Origin of the sequence: Sphingobium lactosutens DS20, assembly GCF_000445105.1 — a bacterium.
In the GTDB taxonomy this organism is placed as follows: domain Bacteria; phylum Pseudomonadota; class Alphaproteobacteria; order Sphingomonadales; family Sphingomonadaceae; genus Sphingobium; species Sphingobium lactosutens.
This window is the reverse complement of the sequence record NZ_ATDP01000106.1, coordinates 150,660-170,261: the sequence shown is the minus strand read 5'-3', so window position 1 is coordinate 170,261 and position 19,602 is coordinate 150,660. Positions and strand designations below refer to the sequence as shown.

The window sequence follows — 19,602 nt, the reverse complement described above, 5'->3', positions numbered from 1 at the left end:
AATGAAGCGGCTGACCCTGTTGCGCCACGCAAAGTCCGATTGGGACGATCCGGTCGCGCGCGATTTCGATCGCCCGCTCAACGAGCGTGGCGAAAAGGCCGCACGACTGATGGGGCAGTTCGCCGCCCGCCAGTCGATGCGTTTCGACCTGCTGGTAGCCTCCCCCGCGGAACGCGTGGTGCAGACGCTGGACGCTTTTTTCACCGGCTATGGCGAAACGCTGGAGGCGCGCTGGGACCGGCGCATCTATCTGGCCTCGTCCGCGACGCTGTTCGATGTGGTCCGCGACCTGCCGGAGACGGTCGAGGCCGCGCTCATGTCAGGTCACAATCCCGGCTTTGAGGAACTGATCCTCGATCTGGTGCCCGACGATGGTGACAGCGCGCTACGCGATGATGTGGAGGTCAAATTCCCCACCGCCAGCCTGGCCGTCATGGAACTGGCGATCGACCGCTGGACCGATGCGCGGCCCGGCGTCGCCACGCTCAAGAGCTTCACGCGGCCGCGGGACCTTGATCCTGCGCTGGGGCCAGAGACACGCTGAGCCAGCGCGCCGGTCGGTCAGACACCAAGCGCCCGCGCCAGCATGGCGCGCACCATTTCCAACTGGCTGAGCAGGGTTTCGGGTGCAACATCATTTGGCGGAGGCGGCGGCGTGCGCCCCTCCCCCTCGCTTAGCGCCTTTTGCGCGCCCTTGACCGTGAAGCCCTCGACGCTCAACAGATGATGGATGCGCCGTGCCAGTTGCACGTCGTCGGGTCGGTAATAGCGGCGGTTGCCCGCGCGTTGCAGCGGCCGTAACGCGGGGAAACGCGTTTCCCAATAGCGCAGGATATGTTGGGGCACGTCGAGTTCAGCGGACAACTCGCTGATCGTCAGAAATGCCCCCTCCGCCTTTTCCATGCCGGCAATGGTGCACCCAACCACGCAGGGGCGTCAACTGCAACCGACGGCGTCTGGCAGGGAAAAGCGGCGGATAATCCTGCGCTTGTCAGGCGACGCGGTCGCGCATGGTCTGACTGGCGCGGAACGTCAGCACCCGGCGCGGCTCGATCGGCACTTCGACACCGGTCTTGGGATTGCGGCCCATGCGCTGGGTCTTGTCCCGCAGCACGAACGTGCCAAAGCTGGAAATCTTCACATTTTCGCCGCGCTCCAGCGCGTCAGACATATGGTCCAGGATGGATTCGACCAACGCCGCCGCTTCCGCGCGCGACAATCCGACATGGCGATTGAGGCTTTCCGCCAGATCCGCCCGCGTCAATGTGCTTGTTTCGCCCATATTGGTCCCCTCTCGACCGATTGCATCAGTCACCCCCCGATGACCAGCGGCAAATTTGACCGATTCCCGCTGATTCGGCAAGCCGCACCAATGGTCATAGGCGAAGGACGCAGGCACCCCAGGTAAAGCCGCCGCCCATGGCTTCCAGCACGACAAGGTCACCCGCCTTGATCCGCCCGTCGCGCATAGCCAGGTCAAGCGCCAGCGGAACCGACGCGGCCGATGTATTGGCGTGCCGATCGACCGTCACGATCACACGCTCGGCAGGCAGCTTGAGCTTGCGGGCGGTCGCATCGAGAATGCGGGCATTGGCCTGATGCGGCACCAGCCAGTCGATGTCGCTTGCGGCCAGGCCAGCCATGCTCATGACTTCGTTCAGCACCGACGCCAGATTGACCACGGCATGGCGGAACACTTCCTGCCCCTTCATGCGCAGCTTGCCGACCGTGCCAGTGGTCGACGGGCCGCCATCGACGTAGAGAAGCTGGTTGTGCCGGCCATCGGCATGCAGTTTCGATGCCAGGATGCCGCGCGCGGAACGGGGATCAGTGGTGGCGCTTTCCTCCGCCCCCAGCACGATCGCGCCCGCGCCGTCGCCGAACAGGACGCAGGTCGTACGGTCTTCCCAGTCGAGAATCCGGCTGAAGGTTTCCGATCCGATCACCAGTGCGCGCTGGGCCGCGCCGGACCGGATCATGCTGTCAGCGACGGTGACGGCGTAAAGAAAGCCCGAACACACCGCCGCGACGTCGAAGGCGACACAATCATCAATGCCCAGCGCTGCCTGCACCTTGGTCGCGGTGGCGGGAAAGGTCTGGTCGGGCGTCGCAGTCGCCAGGATGATGAGGTCGACGTCCTGCGCGGCGAGGCCAGCAGCGTCGAGCGCGGCCTTGGCGGCGTCAGTCGCCAGCGTGGCGGTGGTTTCCCCCTCGCCCGCTATATGGCGCATGCGGATGCCCGTGCGCTCGACAATCCACTCGTCGCTGGTGTCCACCGTCTCGGTCAGTTCGGCATTGGTGACGACACGCTTGGGCAGGGCGGAACCTGTCCCCAGGAGAATGGAACGACGGATCACTTGACGGGCTGCTCCAGCTTCGATGCGACGGCGCCCAGTCCTTCGACGCCCGCCATATCGGCGGCGATGCGGCGGGTGATATCTTCTTCCAGCAGGCGCGCCGCGACATGGACGGCATTGGCGACGCCCTTTTCGTCCGCGCTGCCATGGCTTTTCACCACGACGCCGTTGAGGCCCAGGAACACCGCGCCGTTATGATTATTCGGGTCCAGATGATGCTTGAGCATATACATGGCCGGCTTTGAAATCAGGAAGCCGATCTTGGACCGGATCGAGCTGGTAAAGGCCTTGCGCAGCACATCGGTCACGAAGCGGGCCGTGCCTTCAGCCGTCTTGAGCGCGACATTGCCGGAAAAACCGTCGCACACGATCACGTCGCTGTCACCGCGCGCGATCTTGTCGCCTTCGGTGAAGCCGTCGAACTGGAGCGAGAGGTCATTGGCGGCGCGCAGCACGGCGGCGGCATCGCGAATTTCGTCGGTGCCCTTCAGCTCCTCGGTGCCGATGTTGAGCAGGCGCACTCGGGGCCGGTCAAGGTCGAAGGCGATCCGGGCATAGGCTGCGCCCATCACCGCGAACTGGACGAGGTTGCGCGCATCACATTCGGTGTTCGCGCCCAGATCCAGCATGATGGCGTCATTGTCGCCCAGCGTGGGCAGCATTGCCGCCAGCGCTGGCCGGTCGACGCCGGGCATGGTGCGCAGCGCCAGCTTCGCCATCGCCATCAGCGCGCCGGTATTGCCGGCGGACACTGCCGCGCCGGCCTCGCCCGCCTTCACTGCGGCGATCGCCATCGCCATGGAGCTGGTCTTTTTGCGAACAGCGACGCTTGGCTTGTCCGACCCATCCACGACGCTGTCGCTATGCACTACATCCGACGCCGCCCGCAAATTGGGATGACGGTCGAGCGCGGCCTTGATCCGCGCTTCGTCGCCGAACAGGGTGAACCGCAGGCCTTCGTGACGATGGCGGGCCAAAGCGGCCCCGGCCATCATCACACGCACGCCTTCGTCCCCGCCCATCGCGTCGATTGCGATTCGCGGTTGTCTGGACACTGTCAGGTCACCCCTTTGCGGAGTAGAGAATGGGCTCAGGCCCCGACGGCGACGACTTCGCGGCCGTTATAGTGCCCGCAGGCGTCGCACAGATTGTGCGGACGCTTGAGTTCACCGCAGTTGGAGCATTCCTGATAAGCCTCGACGCGCAGCGCGTCATGGCTGCGGCGCATGCCGCGACGGGAGGGAGAAGTTTTCCGCTTGGGGACAGCCATGTCGGCACCTTGTTCCGTATAATGATCTGGTTGTGCGACTGGCCGGTTTCCGATGGGATGCCGACGCCAACGGCGCCGCAGACCCATGCGGCCCGGGTGATCGCGAAGCCATGCGCCTATAGCGCTTTTTGCCGGTCACGCAACCCCTTCCTTCCTTTGCGCTTGCCCGGCCTGGCCCGCGCGATAGGGTGCGCGCATCCAGATACAGGGGGAATGCCGGATGCTGTTGCCGATCACATTGACCTTTGCCGCCGCCTGCGCGCTGCTCAATCTGTGGCTTGCGATTCGCTGCGCGCGGTTCCGCATTTCGGACAAGATCATGCATGGCGACGCCGGTCACGCGCTGCTCGCCAAACGGATGCGGGCGCATGCCAATTTCATCGAATATACGCCGATCGTCCTCATCCTCTTTGCGTTGATCGAACTGGCGGCCGGGCCTTCGCTCTGGCTGTGGATGGGGGCGTTGGCCTATATATTGGCGCGTGTCGCCCATGGCATCGGCATGGACGCGGACAAGCCGACCGCCTGGCGCGCGGGTGGAGCGCTCGTCACCTGGGGCGTCATGCTGGTGCTCGCAGGCGCAGCGCTGGCTCTGGCCTATCAGCAGACCCGCGAGGTTCCCGTGCCGCCCGCTTTGGCCGCGCAGGTCTAGGTCAGCGCGCCAGCACCGAATCGGCGACGAACGGATTGGTGCGGCGTTCATGGGCGAAATTGCTCATCGGCCCATGACCGGGGACGAAAGCGGTTTCGCCGCCCAGCGGCCATAATTTGCCGGTGATGGCGTCGATCAATTGCTGATGATCGCCGCGCGGGAAATCGGTGCGGCCGATCGCCCCCTGGAACAGCACGTCGCCCACGATCGCCAGCTTGCTGGGCGCATGGTGGAACACGACATGGCCGGGCGTGTGGCCAGGGCAATGATAGACGTCCAGCGTCAGATGGCCGACCGTCACCTGGTCGCCATCCGCCAGCCAGCGGTCAGGCTCGAAACTCTCCCCCGGCACGTTCCAGCGCTCGCCATCCTGCGCCAGCCGCTCGATCCAGAACCGGTCCTCCTCATGCGGCCCCTCAATCGGAACCCCCAGATCGCGCGCCAGAACGCCCGCCTGGCCGCAATGGTCGATATGGCCATGGGTGATGAGCAGCTTTTCGATGGTCACGCCATGCTGCTGCGCCGCTTTCTTGAGCATCGGCAGGTCGCCGCCCGGATCGACGAAAGCGCCGCGCATCGTGTCCGTGCACCAGAAGAGCGTGCAATTCTGCTGCAACGGTGTGACGGGGATCAGGGCGGCTTTGAGCGGCGGGTTGGTCATGCCCCCGATGTGGCGAAACCACGCGCGCGGCGCAAGGGTCAGCCCTCCGCCCCCAGCGGGATCGGCTCGGCCAGGCTGATGCCGTCCAGCACCTTGGCCGTCTCGTCGCGCACGCGCAGCATGATCCGATGGAGCCGGCACTCGCTTTCGGGCAGGCAGTTGGTGCAGCTTTCATGCGCGAAGCGGCTGGCGCAGGGGGTCAGAGCCAGAGAGCCGCGGGTCAGCCGGACGATATCGCCATAGCTCACATCGACCGGCGCCAGCGCCAGCCAATAGCCGCCGTCCCTGCCCCGCTGCGTCGCCACCAGCCCTTCACGCGACAATTCGGACAGGATCACGGTCAGGAATTTGGCCGGAATATTCTGCTGCGTCGCGATCTCGTTCAACGGCACGGGGCCCTGGCGGTAGCGGTCGGCAAGATGCTGGAGGGCGCGGATGGCGTAACGGGTCTTCTGGGACAGCATGGCCCCGTTATTCGCGCCCTACCGCCTTTTGACAAGCGCTTAGGGCGCGGCCGTCATCGCCGCGCGTGCCTGCTCCGGAAAGTCGGTGAACAAGCCGTCGACCCCGGCCGCGACGATCGCACGCACATAGCCGGCAAAGTCGCCGCGCCCTTCGGGATCGTCGCCGCGCTGATATTGGGCGGGCAGGAAGGGGTTTTCCATTCGCAGCGTCCAGACATGGACCTGCAAGCCTGCGTCATGCGCGCGGCCGACCAGCGCCGTCGCGCCTTCGGGTGCGATCACCAGCGCGGCGGACGGGCCGATGCCGTCGGCATAGGTCGCAATCTCCGTCAGGCCCTGCACCGTCAGCATGTCGTCATAGCTAGTGCCGGGCATATCGGCTGGCCCGCCCTGCGCATCGACCAATTGGATAAGGCGCAGCCGCGTGGCGGCGCGCAGCGCCTTCAGATTGCCGACCTCGAACGACTGGATGAAGACCGGATCGGCCTGCGTCATATAGCCATAGCGGCTGAGCAGATCGAGCAAGGGCGCCTGATGGGGCAGACCGATGCCCGCAAAATAGCTGGGATGCTTGGTTTCGGGATAGAGGCCGATACGCCGGCCAGTCTCCGCCTCCTTGGCGCGGACCAGCTTCAGAATCTCCTCGAATGTCGGAATTTGGTAGAGCGCATCATAGCGCTTGTTGGCCGGACGCAGGTCGGGAAGGCGTTCGCGCGCGCGCAATGTGCGCAGTTCCGCCAAGGTGAAATCCTCGATGAACCAGCCCGCCATTTCGACGCCGTCGATGACCTTGGTCGTCTTGCGATCGGCAAATTCGGGATGATCGGCGACGTCCGTCGTTCCGCCAATCTCATTTTCATGGCGGGCGACCAGCACCCCGTCCTTGGTCAGCACCAGATCGGGTTCGATATAATCCGCGCCCTGGTCGATCGCGCGCTCATAGGCGGCCAGCGTATGTTCGGGCCGCTCGCCGCTCGCGCCGCGATGTGCGATGATGATGGGTTCAGCGCCCGGCGCCGCCCGAAGCATCGAGAAAGGGAGGAGACTCATCAGAACAATCAGCCCTAATTGCGCCAGCCCCCGCATGCTCACGCCTTCACGCCGTGCAGCGCATTTTCATAGGTCGTCGCCTTGAACCCGACGATCGTGCCCTTGCCAGTGTCCAGGATCGGGCGCTTGATCATGGAGGGGTTGGCCATCATCAGCAAGATCGCCTTGTCCGCATCGATATGCGCCTTGTCGCCCGCATCCAGCGCCTTGAAGGTCGTGCCGGAGCGGTTGAGGATGGTTTCCCAGCCATGCTCCATCACCCATTCCTCCAGCCGGCCCTTGTCGACGCCCGACACCTTATAGTCGTGGAAGCTGTAGGGGACGCGCTCATTGTCCAGCCAGTTGCGGGCCTTCTTGATGGTGTCGCAATTCTTGATGCCGTACATGGTAATCATGATGCTGTGCTCCTGTCACCCTTTGAACGCGGTGACTTCGATCTCAATCTTCATTTCCGGCTTGACCAGCCCTGCGATGACGCAGCTTGCCGCGGGACGGATGTCGCCGAAGACGGGGCCGGCGATGTCGCCCATCACGTCCCAATAGGCGGCGTCGGTGATATAATAAGTGACGCGCACCACATCCGCGAAGGAAAAGCCCGCCTCCTCCAGCGCCCTTCCGATAGTCCGCAGCGCGTTGCGCCCTTGCTCGACCACGTCATCAGGCATCGTCTTGGTGTTCGGGTCCGTGCCGGTCGTGCCGGCGACGAAACACCAATCGCCCTGGACGACGGCACGCGAATAGCCGACCTGCGCCTCGAAAGGCGAGCCGGAGGAAATGAGCTGGCGAGGCATGGGGGTTTCCTGCTGCAGTGCGAAAGGATCGCGAGGCGCTTTGCCCCCTCCTCCCTTCGCTGTCCAGCGCTTTTCCCGGAACAGCGGCCGCTGCCGGCCGTTCATGAAGGCCGTATAGTTGACAGGAGACGCATCATGGACCGCCCCGAGCGCGAGCTGGAAGAGAATAGCGAACAGGCCGAAGCCGGCACCCAAGCGCAGGATGTGGCCGATGACGCCGCCACCCGCAGCATCGACCTCAGCGAAGACAGCGAACGCGGCGGCAGGACCGATCCGGCGCAGCTGGTGCCCGACGATAAAGAGGATCTGGTGGAAAAGATGAACGCGATGAACCGCTCGGGCCGGATCGACATGGATGCCTATGCCGGCGAGCCGCAGATGGACGATGAAGAAGACATTCTGGGCGCGACGGAAGACGCGGGCGATGAGGATGGAATGCCTTAAGCATCCCAAGGGGGAGGCGGGATTGCCGTTCTCGTCCATTTTGGATGCTTGCGCAGCGGCGCGCACACGGCGCCGGGCAGATATCATGCCGCATCTCCCCGGTCCCACCCATGCTGGCGTTAAGATGGCGCGGTCTTAACGCCTTATTTGGTCCTGCCATGGCAAAGCGGGACCATGGCGACAGGATTTTCTCGCAACAATAAACGGCATCGGCTTGCCGACAATCATCGCGACATCTGGTCACGCAGCGGGGCCGCTGCCAGGCTTCGCCCGAGGCGGGTCGAACGAGGGGTCAGCGGACCGTCGGTCGTTTATATGCTGTGCATCGGCCTGCTGCTTGGCTGGTATGGCCCGGTCTGGCTGGACATGACTTGGCAAAATGATAGTCCTGCCGTCTCCCTCGCCGCACCTCCCGACATGCTGACCGCAACCTTCGGTTTATGCCACAGCGGCGGCGGCATCAATTGTGTCGTCGATGGCGACACATTCTGGTTTCAGGGGACGAAATATCGCATCGCCGATATCGACACGCCTGAAACCCATGGCCCCCGCTGCCCGGCCGAAGCGGCGCTGGGCGCGCAAGCGACTCGCCGATTGCAGAGCCTGATGAACGCGGGCGCATTTTCGCTGGAGCGGGGCGAGCGCGACACGGATCGCTATGGCCGCTCGCTCCGCATCGTCACGCGCAGCGGAGAGTCGATCGGGGGCATGTTGGTCGCCGAGGGGCTGGCGCGAGAATGGGATGGCGCGCGCCATCCCTGGTGTTGAAGCGGGAAGGCGTCACGAAACCCGACCCCTTCTCGCGCCGTCGCCTCAGCGACAGTTCAATCCGCCCCGATCAATTTCCCGGCCTAGCAGGGCGCCAGCGCCACCGCCGATGAGAACGCCCGCTATGTTGGACTGACCCCGGTCGATCTGGCTGCCCAGCAAGCCGCCGAGCGCGGCGCCGACAATCAGGCCGGTCGTTCCGTCCGAACGGCGGCAATAATAGCGATCGTCATAACCGCGATAGATGCGCGTGCGGCGATCGACCCGGATCGGCGCGTAGCCGGTCCGATAATAGCGGTCCGGACGATAGAAGCGACCATAGCGCGGGTCAGGCCGGTTCCAATCATAGCGATAGACGACGCGGCCGGGCCGGCGGTAGTTGGCGCGACGGTCGCCCCGCCAGTCGCGTCGCGCCTCACGCACGTCCCGGCGATAGTCACGCTGCGCGCGGCGTTGATCCTGCACATAGCGCCGCTGCGCCTGGCGACTGTCGCGGCGATAATCCCGGCGGGCATCGCGAACATCCCTGCGATGCTCGCGTGCCTTGTGGCCCGGTTGGGCCAGTGCAGGCGCGGCGGTGATGCCGGTCAGGGTCATTGCGCCCAGAGACAGCGCCGCAAGGACGCGCTTGAACGGGTTCATCATGGCTCGAAGCTCCTTGAATCATGTCATGGGTTGAGAACTCCCGCTTTTGAAACATGTTGCATGAACGTCACAAAACCGACTGTTCAGGCAAGGGACAGTGCGAACTGGCTTTGCCTTACTCTACAATGGGTCAGAACGGCCTGCGCCCAGCGACCGAGGGAAGGAGCGTGCCCGGTGCGCCCATAGCATGGTCACAACTTCAATCGCCGCCCCGCTCGGGCGCCGCAAAGGTGTTTGGACTGCTCAGCACGACACGCTGTGCCTGCGTACGATCGTTACAATGATGGCAATGGGCCTGATCGAACAGCGTTTCGATCACCCAATTCTATGCCGCGACATCCCAAATGGCCCGCGCATCGCGCGCCACATGATCGCTGCCACAGATATGGCAGATATAAGCGTGGCGGATCGGTCCGGAGAGTGGCATGGCGCGACCTTATCGCCCTTACCGCCAAATTGGCGGCAATTTGCTCCGTTTTGGACCAGAATACGCGCTCACCCCCTCGGGCCATCCGATTTTTTGGGGATATGGGGAACATCATAGGTCGGGCCGCCTTCCGGTCATGATATAAGTACGACTCACAAGGAGACGACGCATGACCATAGCCCGTTTCGAGGATGATCCTGCTGCTGACGGCTGGAGCCCGCTCTTTCAGCTTTGGCAAATGCCCTGGCAGATGACGATGCAGTGGTGGGACTTCTATGCGCAGGCGCTACAGGTTTCCGGCCTGCACTTTCCCTATGGCAAGGCGCTCACCATGCCCAAGGAGCAGGAACCGCTGCATGTCGAGGAGGCGGAGGGGCTTTGCGCCTGACTGCAACCGGCCCAGCCTATTACTCCCGCGCGACCTGAAATCCGGCGAAGGACTGGCTGACCGGCATCAGTTCCAGCCGATTGATGTTGAGATGGGGCGGCAGGGTTGCGACCCAAAGCAGGGTCTGGGCAATATCCTCCCCCGTCATCGGGTCAGCGCCACCGTAAAGCGTGTCGGACGCGGCTTGGCTGCCGGTGCGCACCAGGGTAAATTCGGTTTCGACCATGCCCGGCTCGATCGAGGTGACACGCACCCCCGTGCCGTGCAGATCGGATCGCAGGCCCAGCGAAAATTGCTGCACGAACGCCTTGGTCCCGCCATAGACATTGCCGCCGGGATAGGGATAGGTCGCCGCCACTGAGCTCAGGTTGATGATCGCGCCCGTGCGCTCGACCAGACGCGGCAGCAGCTTGTGAGTCATGGCGATAAGGCCGCTGATATTGGTGTCGATCATCTGCCGCCATTGCGCCAAGTCCGCCTGCTGCGCAGGCGCGGTCCCCAGCGCCAGTCCCGCGTTATTAATCAACAGGTCGATGCCCTGAAATTCCGGCGGCAGCGACGCCAGCGCCTCATCGATCGCCGCCTCATCACGCATGTCGAAGGCTAGGCTGTGCATCTGCGGGCCGATCTCCGCCGCGAGCGCCTCCAGCCGATCCGCCCGACGGCCCGTACCGATCACGCGCCATCCCGCCTGGGCAAAAGCGCGCGCAGCTGCTTCACCAATGCCTGCGGTCGCGCCGGTGATGAGGACGGTCCTGTCTGTCATGCGATCTCCTGATTGGCCAAGCGGGGGGGGGGTAACGCCATCCCCGCGCATCGTCACGCCTATGTGGCGCAGCAAAGCGCCGGAAACAACCGCTCAGGGCAGAGCATAGGCGACCAGTTGATCGCTGACCGGCGTTTCCATGAAATGATGTCCGCCCGCCATGATGACCAGATATTGCTTGCCATTCTGGCTATAGGTCATCGGCGTCGCCTGCCCGCCGCCCGGCAGCGTATCGGACCACAGCGTCTTGCCGGTTCGCAGGTCTATGGCGCGGATCAGATTGTCGGTGGCGGCGGCGATGAAGATGAGGCCGCTTTTGGTGACGACCGCGCCGCCATTATTGGGCGTGCCAATGGTCAGCGGCAGCATGGAGGGGATGCCGAAGGGGCCATTGGTGCGCGCCGTGCCGAATGGGCGGTCCCAGATGGTGCGGCCGGTGGCCAAATCGATGGCCCGGATGCCGCCATAAGGGGGCTGCTTGCACAACATGCCGGTAAATTTCAGCCGCCAGCCCGCATTGACGTCGATCGCATAAGGGGTATGCGCCTGCGGGTCGCCAGCCCCTTCCGCGCCGCCAATCTTGCCCCGCGCCTGATTGCGCGGCGCCCAGCCCAGTTCATTGGCCTTGGCGCGCGGCACCAGCCGGACATAGTTGGGCATGTCGTTATAATTGGCGACGATCACCCCACGCGCCGGGTCGACTGCGATACCGCCCCAGTCGGTCCCGCCATTATAGCCGGGATATTCGATCGACCGTCGGTCGGCCTCGGGCGGCGTGAAGAAGCCCTTGTAGCTCGCCTTGCGGAACTGGATGCGGCAAATCATCTGGTCGATCGGCGACATGCCCCACATATCCTTTTCGGTGAGGTCGGGCTTGCGCAGATTATGATAGAGCGACACTCGCTGGGTCGGGGCGCGATCCTGCGGCTCGACGCCACCGCCTGGCGCCTTGATCTGGCCGATCGGCGTCAGCGGCCGGCCGGTGCGGCGATCAAGCACGTAGATGTCGCCCTGCTTGCTGGGCAGCACCATCGCGGGCACCGATCCGTTGGACGTGGGAAAGTCAACCAGCGTCGCCTGCGCGCCGAAATCATAGTCCCACACATCCTTCTTCACCGCCTGGAAGGTCCAGCGCGGTTTCCCCGTCTTGACGTCGATCGCGACCAGCGACGTCGCATAGCGATTTTCCTCCGGGCGGCGCAGGCTGCTATAATAGTCGGCCGACGCATTGCCCATCGGCAGGTAGACAAGACCCAGTTTCTCGTCGCCCGATGCGATGGTCCACATATTTGGCGTGCCGCGCGTATAGGTCTGGCCGGCGGGCGGCGGACCGCTGCGTTCAGGGTGCATCATGTCCCAGGCCCAGCGCATTTTGCCCGTCACCGCATCATAGGCCTGAATGACGCCCGATGGCTCCCAGCGGCTCTGGCCGTCAAGCACCTGATGGCCGGTCACGACCACGCCTTGCACGATAGTGGGCGGCGAATTGATCGACACATAGCCGGGGCTCACCTGCCCCATACCGTCGGTGATGCGCACCTGGCCATTTTGCCCGAAATCCCGGCATTGCCGACCCGTCCGTGCATCGAGCGCGATGATCCGCGCGTCCAGCGTGCCCAGAATGATGCGCTGCGCACAGGGCGTATCGGCCGCTGCGCCGGGCACCTGATAATAGCTCACGCCACGGCAGGCGGCAGTATAGGGAATGGCGTCGTCCTTGACGCCCGGGTCAAAGCGCCATTTCTGCTTGCCCGTCACCGGATCGAGCGCCAGCACCATGCTTTTTGGCGTACACAGATAAAGCGTATTGCCGATCTTGAGTGGCGTCGTTTCCGCGCCATAGGTGCCCTTCGCCGCAGCGCTGGGCATATCTCCGGTATGGATGGTCCAGGCCCGCTTCAGTTCGCCGACATTGGCCGGCGTGATCTGCGCCAGCGGCGAATAGCGGCGCGCGCTGTACGTGCCGCCATAGGCCGGCCAGTCATTGCCCACCTGCCCCAGCGACGGATCGGTCATGGCATAGCGCGCGCCGGGCAACTGGCCATTGACTGGCGGGATATAATTGCCCGCAATGCTCCAGCCGAAGATCGTGGCGATCGCAATAGTCCCGACTACGCCAATGCCAGCCCATGTCCAGCGCCCCGGCCTCCGGGTCAATGTCGGCATGACCAGCAGCACGGCGACCAGCAGCACCAGCGGGGCAACGACGCGCGGCACCAGCGCCCACGGACTTGTTCCCACTTCCCACAAGGCCCAGACCACCGTGGCAAGGAAGATGGCGACATACAGCCAAGCGCCCGCCATGCGCCCGCGGATCAGCAGCACGCCCGATATCAGCATCGCGACGCCGGTGATCAGGTAATAAGCAGAGCCCCCCTCGATCAGCAGCCATGCTCCGCCCCCAGCCAGCACCAGACCTATAAGGGCGATGACCCCGCCCAGGATCATGGCCGCGATGGATGTCCGGCCCATGGGACGCGCGCTGCCCATATTTGTTGCTCCTTTGTGTCTGGGGGGATGATCGCAGAAGCGATCAGGGCGCGATCAGTTCCTTTTTGACCGAGATTATCTCGGCAGGTTCCGGCGGCTGAGCCATCAGCAGCGTCGTTTCATGGCGCTTTTTCGCCTGCCCGCGCCAGACACTCGACCGGCCGCGACAATCGCGCGAAGTTACCAGTTGTTAAGGATTGATTGGCAGATTCGCGGCCTTGCCACTATGGCGCCTATGGGCTGCCGGCGTATTTTCGGAGGTGCGGAACGATGACTATCACGGATTTGGCGGCACGTTTCGATCGGCGTCGTCATGCGCGCTTCGTCACCGCGTTCGAAGCAGAATTGATCGAGGGCGACGATTGCCGCAAGGTTATCGTGGGCGATGTGTCGGCCGGCGGGTGCCTGCTGGAACATCGCGACGGCTTCCGCATCGGCAACACGGTGCGGCTGAAGGCCAAGGATATCGACATGGAAGCGCGTATCATGTGGTCGCGCGGTGATCTGTGCGGCATGCGGTTCGCGCAGAGCGTCGATCCCTGGCAAATCATCCGCGCCAATGTCGATGGCGCCGCGCGGATCGAGGACATGATGAACCAGGCAGCGCGCCTGCGGCTAGAACCGACCCGCTAACACTGCCTGCCCATCGACGGACGCGGCTTAATCGAACAATTCTTCGAGGAAGCTTTTCTTGCGCTTCTTCTGGAAGCCTGGACCATGATCATAATGCGCGCGGTCGGGGCGGTAGCTGGGTTGGGCGGCAGACGCAGGCGGCGTCATGCCGGCCGCCGATCGCTCGATGATCTTGTCCAGTTCGCCCCGGTCCAGCCACACGCCTCGGCATTGCGGGCAATAGTCGATCTCTACGCCCTGCCGATCCGTCATGGCGAGGCCGACATGACAAACCGGGCAGAGCATGGCGGACACCTGCGCCGCGTCCCGCATCATTCGCGCTCACCCGTCAGGCTGAGCAGCATCTGGAACAGATTGACGAAGTTTAGGTAAAGCGACAGCGCGCCCATGACCTGCATCTTCTGCGCGACTTCCTGGCCCGCATAGTAGAAATAGTCCGATTTGATGCGCTGCACGTCCCAAGCGGTGAGGCCGGTGAAGACCACCACGCCAATGATCGAGATGACCATCGCCATTGCCGACGAGCCGATGAAAAGGTTGATGAGGCTGGCGACGATAATGCCGATCAGGCCCATGATCAGGAAGCTGCCCATCTTCGTCAGGTCACGCTGCGTCGTATAGCCCCACAGCGCCATGGCGAGGAACATGACTGCGGCCGAGAAAAAGGCCTGCGCGATGCTGCCGCCGGTGAAGACGAGGAAGATGCTGCCCAGCGACACGCCCATCACCGCGGCAAAGGCCCAGAAAGCGGTGCGCGCGCCTGATGTCGTCATCTTTTCGATGCGGAAGCTGAAGAAAAACACGAAGGCGAGCGGCGCGAAGATCGCCACCCATTTGAGCGGCGTGCCGTAGATGGCGGCGGCGAGCGCCGGGGTATTGCCGACCAGTGCGGCGACCAGACCGGTGATGACCAGGCCAAGACCCATGTTGCGGAAAACGCCCAGCATATGCGCGCGCAGACCGGCATCGGTGTCGACCGACCGGCTGGCGCCATAGCCCGGCATGCGAACGGGATTATTCATGTGCAAACTCACTCCATCCAATCGAACTGGTTCGAGTGAGCCCGGCGCGGTCTTCTGTGGCAAGTGAGGGGGCAAAACGCCACAAAACCTGCACCGGGCACACCCGATGCGGTCCGACATCGCGACGGGATGCAAGGGGGTGAACATCCGCGTCGCCAGAGGGGCCCGGCCCGCACAGACAATATCGGGCACGACATGCACCGCCGCAAGATGTCGCGCGCTCTCGCAACATTATATTACAAAGGCGCATTCCAGTTCGGAGGATTGACCCCGCCCGCGTCTCGCGACATGGCTGGCCGCATGTCCGATGACCAGCCTATCGCTGCGCCGCTGCGCCTGTTCAACAGCCTGACGCGGGCCATCGCGCCGTTCGCTCCGATCGAGGACGGCCATGCGCGCGTCTATAGCTGCGGCCCCACCGTCTATAACTATGCCCATATCGGAAATTTGCGCGCCTATGTCTTCACCGACACGTTGCGCCGGGCGCTGCTGTGGAAAGGGCTGGCGGTCACGCACATCATCAACATTACCGATGTCGGCCATCTGACCAGCGACGCCGACGCGGGCGATGACAAGATGGAGGCGGCCGCGCGGGCCAGCGCCCAGAGCATTTGGGACATCGCCGCCCATTATACGCAAGCGTTCAAGCAGAATGTCGCTGACCTCAATATCATTGCACCCAGCGAATGGACGGTCGCGACGGACTATGTCCCGCAGATGATCGCGTTCGCGGAAAAAATCGCGCCCGATCATTGCTATGAGCTGGACAGCGGCCTCTATTTCGACAGCAGCAGCGTGCCCGACTATGGCGCGCTGGCCGGGGGCCGCGACGATGCGGCGCATGCGCGGATCGACCCCGTCGCGGGCAAGCGCAACCCCAGCGATTTCGCGATCTGGCGCAAATCGCCGCCGGGCGAACAGCGGCAGATGGAATGGGACAGCCCATGGGGCAAGGGCGCGCCCGGCTGGCATCTGGAATGTTCGGTCATGTCCCAGGCGCGCCTTGGCCAGCCCTTCGACATTCATACCGGCGGCATCGACCATCGCGAAATCCATCACCCCAATGAGATCGCGCAGAATCAGGCCTTCCACGTCTGCTGCGGCCCGGAGGTTGGCGCTGTCGAAGCGGGTTTCACCGGGGCGCGCTGGTGGATGCACAATAATTTCCTGGTCGATCGACAGGGGAAGATGTCGAAGTCCAAGGGCGGCTTCACGACGCTGTTCAGCCTGATCGACGCGGGCGTGCACCCCCTCGCCTATCGCCTGCTGTGCCTGGGCGCGCATTATCGCAGCGAACTGGAGTTCAGCGGCGACAATCTGGCGGCCGCCCTCACGCGGCTAAAGCGGCTGGTGATGGGCGTGGAGGGATTGAAGTCGCGCGCGGAAGGGGTGACTTGGCAGTCGCCCCGGCTCGACTATCTGCGCGCCAATCTGCATCCCAAGCTGACGCCGCTGCTCGAACAGTTCGACGCGGCCATTAGCGATGATCTGATGACGCCTCGCGCACTGCCGTTGCTGGAAGAGGCGATTGCGGTGAAAAAAGTGCCGGCGGATGAAAAGCTCTGCCTCATCGCCGCGTTCGACCAGGCGCTGGGCCTAAATCTGCTGAGCCTGGCGCGCGCGGACCTGCGGGTGCGCCCTAAAGATGCGCTGTTGACCGCCGATCAGGTGGATGCGGAACTGGAACGCCGCTCGGCCGCTCGCGCGAACAAGGATTTTGCCCTGTCGGACAGGATCAGGGATGAGTTGGTCGCGCAAGGCATTGAAGTGATGGACGGCGACCCGCTGCGCTGGGACTGGCGGCCTGCGCTCGGCGCTTGACGGCGGGGGCAGCGCGGCCGCAAAGGACGAAGGGGTCAAATCACTGAGCGGGGGCGGTGATGAAGCGATTGACGCGCCTTGGGCTATTGCTGGGATCATTGCTGGCTGCGTCGCCGACCCTGGCGAAGACGCCGGCATTTTCGACGAGCGATCCCCGTCACGCGGCGCTTTACCGGCTGGAGGCGGCCGCATCGACCCTCTATGATAGCGACGATTATGCGCTGTCCATGTCGCAGCGGACCCGCGACGCGTGGATGCGGCTGCATGACGCCGCGCTCAAGAGCCGGGTCAAAGGGCACCCCCATCCGCTTGGCGGTGTCGCGCTCGTCATGCTGGCATCGATGGACCAGCTGGACGGCAAAAATGCCGATGCGCTGCGCCGATCGAGCGAGAGCCTGACCCTGCTGGCACCCTTTGCGGACGCCTATCCCATCGCCTGGATGCAGGGGCAGTCGGTCAAGGGCTATGCGCAAATGGCGCTGGGCGACGTATCGGGCGGCGCGGAGACGCTGGCGCAGGCCAGCCGCGCCATGGACGGCTATGTCGCCAGTCTGCCCCCTGAAGGGATCGACCGGGACGTGCACATGCTGCGGTCCAACATCGCCTTCATCCACGCGCAGGCGCTGATGCGCCTTGGCCGCAATGCCGAAGCGGTGGTGGCGCAGAAGGCCTGCATGGACGCGCGCATCGCGGCGGTGGGGCCGAACAGCGCCGACGCGCTTGGCGCTTATTATACCTACGCCCAGATGCTCCAGCGCGTCGACCGAATCGAGGAGGCCGAACATTATGCGCGGTTGGCGGTCGAGATCGGGACCGATCATGTCGACCGCAAGCATCCCAATTATGCCCGGGCGCTGGAGGCGCTGGGGCTGTTGCTGTCGCGGACCGGGCGACGCGCCGAGAGCCTCGACTATCTACGGCGCGCCATCGCCATCAAGCGGGAGACGGTGGGGACGGACAGCCTGTATTTTCACTTCGCCCTGCAAAATCTGGGGTCCGTGCTGTTGTCGATGGAGCGTTATGCCGACGCCGGGCCACTGTTCATGGAGGCCGAGCGCGGCTTTCGGGCGCTGGAGGGCGAGAATAGCCCGCAATCCGCGCGCGCGCTTGCCTGGGCTGGCGCGGCAAGCCTTGCCGAAGGGCGTCACGACGAAGCGATCACAAGGCTGAGCGCCGCGTTGGACCGAGTGAAGGCCGGGTCCGACAAGGACAGGGATATCGGCCAGCGCGCCTACCCCTATCTCATCGCCGCTTTGGTCGAGGCGGGGCGGATGGATGCGGCGCGCGACGCCGCCGCCGCCTATGCGACGGAAAGCGCCCAGCTGGACAACGCGCCTGCCTTGCCACTGGCAATGGCGGCGATGCTGGTGGCGCGGACCGCGCCGGAGGGGCGGAATATCGGCGAAAGCGCGCGACGGGTCGTGGCGGTGGTGCGCGCCGATGCTGCGGTCAACAATGACGGGGAATTGGATGAGGAACAGCGGCTGGCGCTCGACATGGCGTTGGAGGCGGCAGCAACGACCGAGGACGGCGAACTCGCGCTGAACGCGATGGCCGTCATGGCCGCTTCGCGCATTGCCCAGGCCAACCGGCTGGTCGCGCAGCGACTGGTCCAGGATCCTGCGTTAGCGGCCCGGGTACGGGGTTTGCAGGATCGCGGCAGAGCGTTGGAAGAAGCGGACCGCGCCCTGCTGAAGGCGCTGGCGGTCGATAGCGGCGTTGCCGACGCGCGCGACCGGCGTGCGGCCGCCGCTGCGGCCATGGCGGCCGAACAGAGCGCGATCGCCCGCGACTTTCCCCGCTGGGCGGAAGCACGCGGGGCGGAGCAACCGGACCTGGCGGCGCTGCGCCGCGAACTGGGCAAGCGGGAAGCCTATCTGGCGGTTATGCCAGGCTTCAGTGGTGTCTACATGCTGGCCATAAGCCATGACGCCGTGCGGATCGAGCGCGCGAAGAGGAGCCGGGCCGATCTGGTCGCATTGGTGGGGCGACTGCGCGACGGGCTATCACCGGAGGGCTTTGACGGACAGGCCGCCTATCAGCTCCATGCGCACATCCTGACGCCGGGTATAGAGGCCGTGCTTGCCAGAACCCGGTCCTTGCGGATCGTCCCGACCGGCGCCTTTGCCTCGCTCCCCTTTGCCATGCTGACGCAACAGCAGGTGACAATGGCGCGCCCGGACACCCCCTGGCTGATCCGTCGCTTTGCCTTGACGGTGCAGCCCGGCTTCCTCACCACCCCTGCGCCAACACGCCTGACAGCGTTGAAGGGTCAGCGTTTCCTGGGCATTGGCGCACCCAATGGCCCCGGCGCGGCATTGATGCTGGCGACCACGGCGGGCGGCCCGTTTCGCGGTGGGGCAGCGGCGACGCTTTCGGCGCTGCCAGCCCTGCCCGGATCGTCAGCGGAATTGCAGGCGGTGGCGGATCAGTTCGGTCGGGCGCGGGCCACGCTGCTGACAGGCGCGCAAGCCACCGAGGCGGCGCTGCGGCGAAACGATCTCACGTCCTACGGCGTCATGCTGTTCGCGACGCACGGGCTGGTCAGCGGCGAGATAGAGGGGTTGACCGAACCGGCGCTGTTGCTGTCTCCCGACGGAACGGATGACGGGCTGTTGACTGCGTCGGAAGTGGCGACGATGCGGATCGGCGCGGACTGGGTGATCCTGTCCGCCTGCAACACGGCGGCGGGGGAGACGGCGCAGGCGCCCGCTTATTCAGGGTTGGCGCAAGCGTTCCGCTATGCCGGTGCGGGCGCGCTGCTGGTGTCGCACTGGCCGGTGCGCGACGATGCCAGCGCCTTCGTGACGCTGGAAACGGTGAAGGGCGCGGACCGTGGGCTGACGCGCGCGGTGGCGTTGCAAAAGGCGATGCTCAAGCTGATGCGGTCCGGCCGGCCGGACGCGGCGCAGCCCTTTATCTGGGCGCCGTTCATCCTGATCGGTCGATAAAG

Annotated in this window: 23 protein-coding genes; 8 read left to right on the top strand and 15 right to left on the bottom strand. The window is 64.5% G+C overall.

Features of this window, described 5'->3' with window-relative positions:
• The first annotated feature begins 1 nt into the window (after window position 1).
• Entirely contained in the window at window positions 2-544 is a 543-nt protein-coding gene (locus RLDS_RS49680; RefSeq protein WP_021227901.1) for a SixA phosphatase family protein, read from the top strand.
• Window positions 545-561: 17 nt separating this feature from the next.
• On the opposite strand, the gene RLDS_RS49675 is transcribed toward RLDS_RS49680, so the two are convergent.
• From RLDS_RS49675 to rpmF, 5 genes are all read right to left on the bottom strand, one after another.
• Window positions 562-903, bottom strand: a complete 342-nt coding sequence (locus RLDS_RS49675; protein ID WP_021227900.1) for a MerR family transcriptional regulator — start codon at window positions 901-903, stop codon at window positions 562-564.
• Window positions 904-991: 88 nt separating this feature from the next.
• A complete protein-coding gene (locus tag RLDS_RS0128860; RefSeq protein WP_031298885.1) occupies window positions 992-1,282 on the bottom strand; it encodes an integration host factor subunit alpha in 291 nt (96 codons plus the stop codon).
• A gap of 94 nt (window positions 1,283-1,376) precedes the next feature.
• Window positions 1,377-2,357 carry a beta-ketoacyl-ACP synthase III gene (locus RLDS_RS49670; RefSeq protein WP_021227898.1) on the bottom strand — a complete coding sequence of 327 codons (981 nt, stop codon included), beginning with the start codon at window positions 2,355-2,357 and terminating at the stop codon, window positions 1,377-1,379.
• The gene (gene plsX / locus RLDS_RS49665) at window positions 2,354-3,379 is read right to left on the bottom strand and encodes a phosphate acyltransferase PlsX (RefSeq protein WP_031298884.1); all 1,026 of its coding nucleotides are present in this window, start codon (window positions 3,377-3,379) and stop codon (window positions 2,354-2,356) included. Before plsX ends, RLDS_RS49670 begins: the two co-directional genes overlap by 4 nt.
• A 68-nt stretch (window positions 3,380-3,447) precedes the next feature.
• Window positions 3,448-3,627, bottom strand: coding sequence for a 50S ribosomal protein L32 (gene rpmF / locus RLDS_RS0128855; RefSeq protein ID WP_031298882.1), 180 nt, complete (start codon window positions 3,625-3,627; stop codon window positions 3,448-3,450).
• Between the two features lie 220 nt (window positions 3,628-3,847).
• On the opposite strand from rpmF, the gene RLDS_RS49660 reads away from it, so the two are divergent.
• Entirely contained in the window at window positions 3,848-4,279 is a 432-nt protein-coding gene (locus RLDS_RS49660; RefSeq protein ID WP_021227896.1) for an MAPEG family protein, read from the top strand.
• Between the two features lies 1 nt (window position 4,280).
• Here the strand turns inward: RLDS_RS49660 and RLDS_RS49655 are convergent, their stop codons facing one another.
• From RLDS_RS49655 to RLDS_RS0128850, 5 genes are read right to left on the bottom strand one after another with little or no spacing between them, the layout of a single operon-like run.
• On the bottom strand, window positions 4,281-4,940 hold the full coding sequence (locus RLDS_RS49655; protein WP_021227895.1) for an MBL fold metallo-hydrolase: 660 nt from the start codon (window positions 4,938-4,940) through the stop codon (window positions 4,281-4,283).
• Window positions 4,941-4,978: 38 nt separating this feature from the next.
• A complete protein-coding gene (locus tag RLDS_RS49650) occupies window positions 4,979-5,404 on the bottom strand; it encodes an RrF2 family transcriptional regulator (RefSeq protein ID WP_021227894.1) in 426 nt (141 codons plus the stop codon).
• A 39-nt stretch (window positions 5,405-5,443) separates the two neighbouring features.
• The gene (locus RLDS_RS49645; protein WP_408021189.1) at window positions 5,444-6,454 is read right to left on the bottom strand and encodes a glycerophosphodiester phosphodiesterase; all 1,011 of its coding nucleotides are present in this window, start codon (window positions 6,452-6,454) and stop codon (window positions 5,444-5,446) included.
• Between the two features lie 38 nt (window positions 6,455-6,492).
• Window positions 6,493-6,849, bottom strand: coding sequence for an ArsC family reductase (locus RLDS_RS49640; protein WP_021227892.1), 357 nt, complete (start codon window positions 6,847-6,849; stop codon window positions 6,493-6,495).
• Between the two features lie 15 nt (window positions 6,850-6,864).
• A complete protein-coding gene (locus RLDS_RS0128850) occupies window positions 6,865-7,245 on the bottom strand; it encodes a RidA family protein (protein ID WP_031298880.1) in 381 nt (126 codons plus the stop codon).
• A gap of 135 nt (window positions 7,246-7,380) precedes the next feature.
• Between RLDS_RS0128850 and RLDS_RS49635 the strand changes: the two genes are divergently transcribed.
• Both RLDS_RS49635 and RLDS_RS0128845 read left to right on the top strand, forming a co-directional pair.
• Entirely contained in the window at window positions 7,381-7,689 is a 309-nt protein-coding gene (locus RLDS_RS49635; RefSeq protein WP_021227890.1) for a hypothetical protein, read from the top strand.
• Window positions 7,690-7,863: 174 nt separating this feature from the next.
• The gene (locus tag RLDS_RS0128845) at window positions 7,864-8,457 is read left to right on the top strand and encodes a thermonuclease family protein (RefSeq protein ID WP_021227889.1); all 594 of its coding nucleotides are present in this window, start codon (window positions 7,864-7,866) and stop codon (window positions 8,455-8,457) included.
• Between the two features lie 45 nt (window positions 8,458-8,502).
• On the opposite strand, the gene RLDS_RS49630 is transcribed toward RLDS_RS0128845, so the two are convergent.
• Complete coding sequence (locus RLDS_RS49630; RefSeq protein ID WP_021227888.1) at window positions 8,503-9,102, bottom strand: glycine zipper 2TM domain-containing protein; 600 nt, start codon at window positions 9,100-9,102, stop codon at window positions 8,503-8,505.
• A 596-nt stretch (window positions 9,103-9,698) separates the two neighbouring features.
• Between RLDS_RS49630 and RLDS_RS49625 the strand changes: the two genes are divergently transcribed.
• Complete coding sequence (locus RLDS_RS49625) at window positions 9,699-9,917, top strand: hypothetical protein (protein WP_021227887.1); 219 nt, start codon at window positions 9,699-9,701, stop codon at window positions 9,915-9,917.
• A 19-nt stretch (window positions 9,918-9,936) separates the two neighbouring features.
• Here RLDS_RS49625 and RLDS_RS49620 read toward each other — a convergent pair whose 3' ends face one another.
• Together RLDS_RS49620 and RLDS_RS49615 are read right to left on the bottom strand one after the other, a co-directional pair.
• Entirely contained in the window at window positions 9,937-10,683 is a 747-nt protein-coding gene (locus tag RLDS_RS49620; protein ID WP_021227886.1) for an SDR family NAD(P)-dependent oxidoreductase, read from the bottom strand.
• A gap of 93 nt (window positions 10,684-10,776) precedes the next feature.
• On the bottom strand, window positions 10,777-13,173 hold the full coding sequence (locus tag RLDS_RS49615) for a membrane-bound PQQ-dependent dehydrogenase, glucose/quinate/shikimate family (RefSeq protein WP_021227885.1): 2,397 nt from the start codon (window positions 13,171-13,173) through the stop codon (window positions 10,777-10,779).
• A gap of 270 nt (window positions 13,174-13,443) precedes the next feature.
• Here RLDS_RS49615 and RLDS_RS49610 point away from each other — a divergent pair, with 270 nt between their 5' ends.
• The gene (locus RLDS_RS49610) at window positions 13,444-13,806 is read left to right on the top strand and encodes a PilZ domain-containing protein (RefSeq protein ID WP_021227884.1); all 363 of its coding nucleotides are present in this window, start codon (window positions 13,444-13,446) and stop codon (window positions 13,804-13,806) included.
• A gap of 27 nt (window positions 13,807-13,833) precedes the next feature.
• On the opposite strand, the gene RLDS_RS49605 is transcribed toward RLDS_RS49610, so the two are convergent.
• Both RLDS_RS49605 and RLDS_RS49600 read right to left on the bottom strand, forming a co-directional pair.
• Window positions 13,834-14,118: a TFIIB-type zinc ribbon-containing protein gene (locus RLDS_RS49605; protein WP_031298878.1), complete on the bottom strand. Its 285-nt coding sequence runs from the start codon at window positions 14,116-14,118 to the stop codon at window positions 13,834-13,836.
• Window positions 14,118-14,828 carry a Bax inhibitor-1/YccA family protein gene (locus RLDS_RS49600; RefSeq protein WP_021227882.1) on the bottom strand — a complete coding sequence of 237 codons (711 nt, stop codon included), beginning with the start codon at window positions 14,826-14,828 and terminating at the stop codon, window positions 14,118-14,120. Before RLDS_RS49600 ends, RLDS_RS49605 begins: the two co-directional genes overlap by 1 nt.
• Window positions 14,829-15,128: 300 nt before the next feature.
• Between RLDS_RS49600 and RLDS_RS49595 the strand changes: the two genes are divergently transcribed.
• Both RLDS_RS49595 and RLDS_RS49590 read left to right on the top strand, forming a co-directional pair.
• Window positions 15,129-16,649 carry a cysteine--tRNA ligase gene (locus RLDS_RS49595; RefSeq protein ID WP_031298876.1) on the top strand — a complete coding sequence of 507 codons (1,521 nt, stop codon included), beginning with the start codon at window positions 15,129-15,131 and terminating at the stop codon, window positions 16,647-16,649.
• A gap of 59 nt (window positions 16,650-16,708) precedes the next feature.
• A complete protein-coding gene (locus tag RLDS_RS49590; RefSeq protein WP_021227880.1) occupies window positions 16,709-19,600 on the top strand; it encodes a CHAT domain-containing tetratricopeptide repeat protein in 2,892 nt (963 codons plus the stop codon).
• Window positions 19,601-19,602 lie beyond the last annotated feature (2 nt).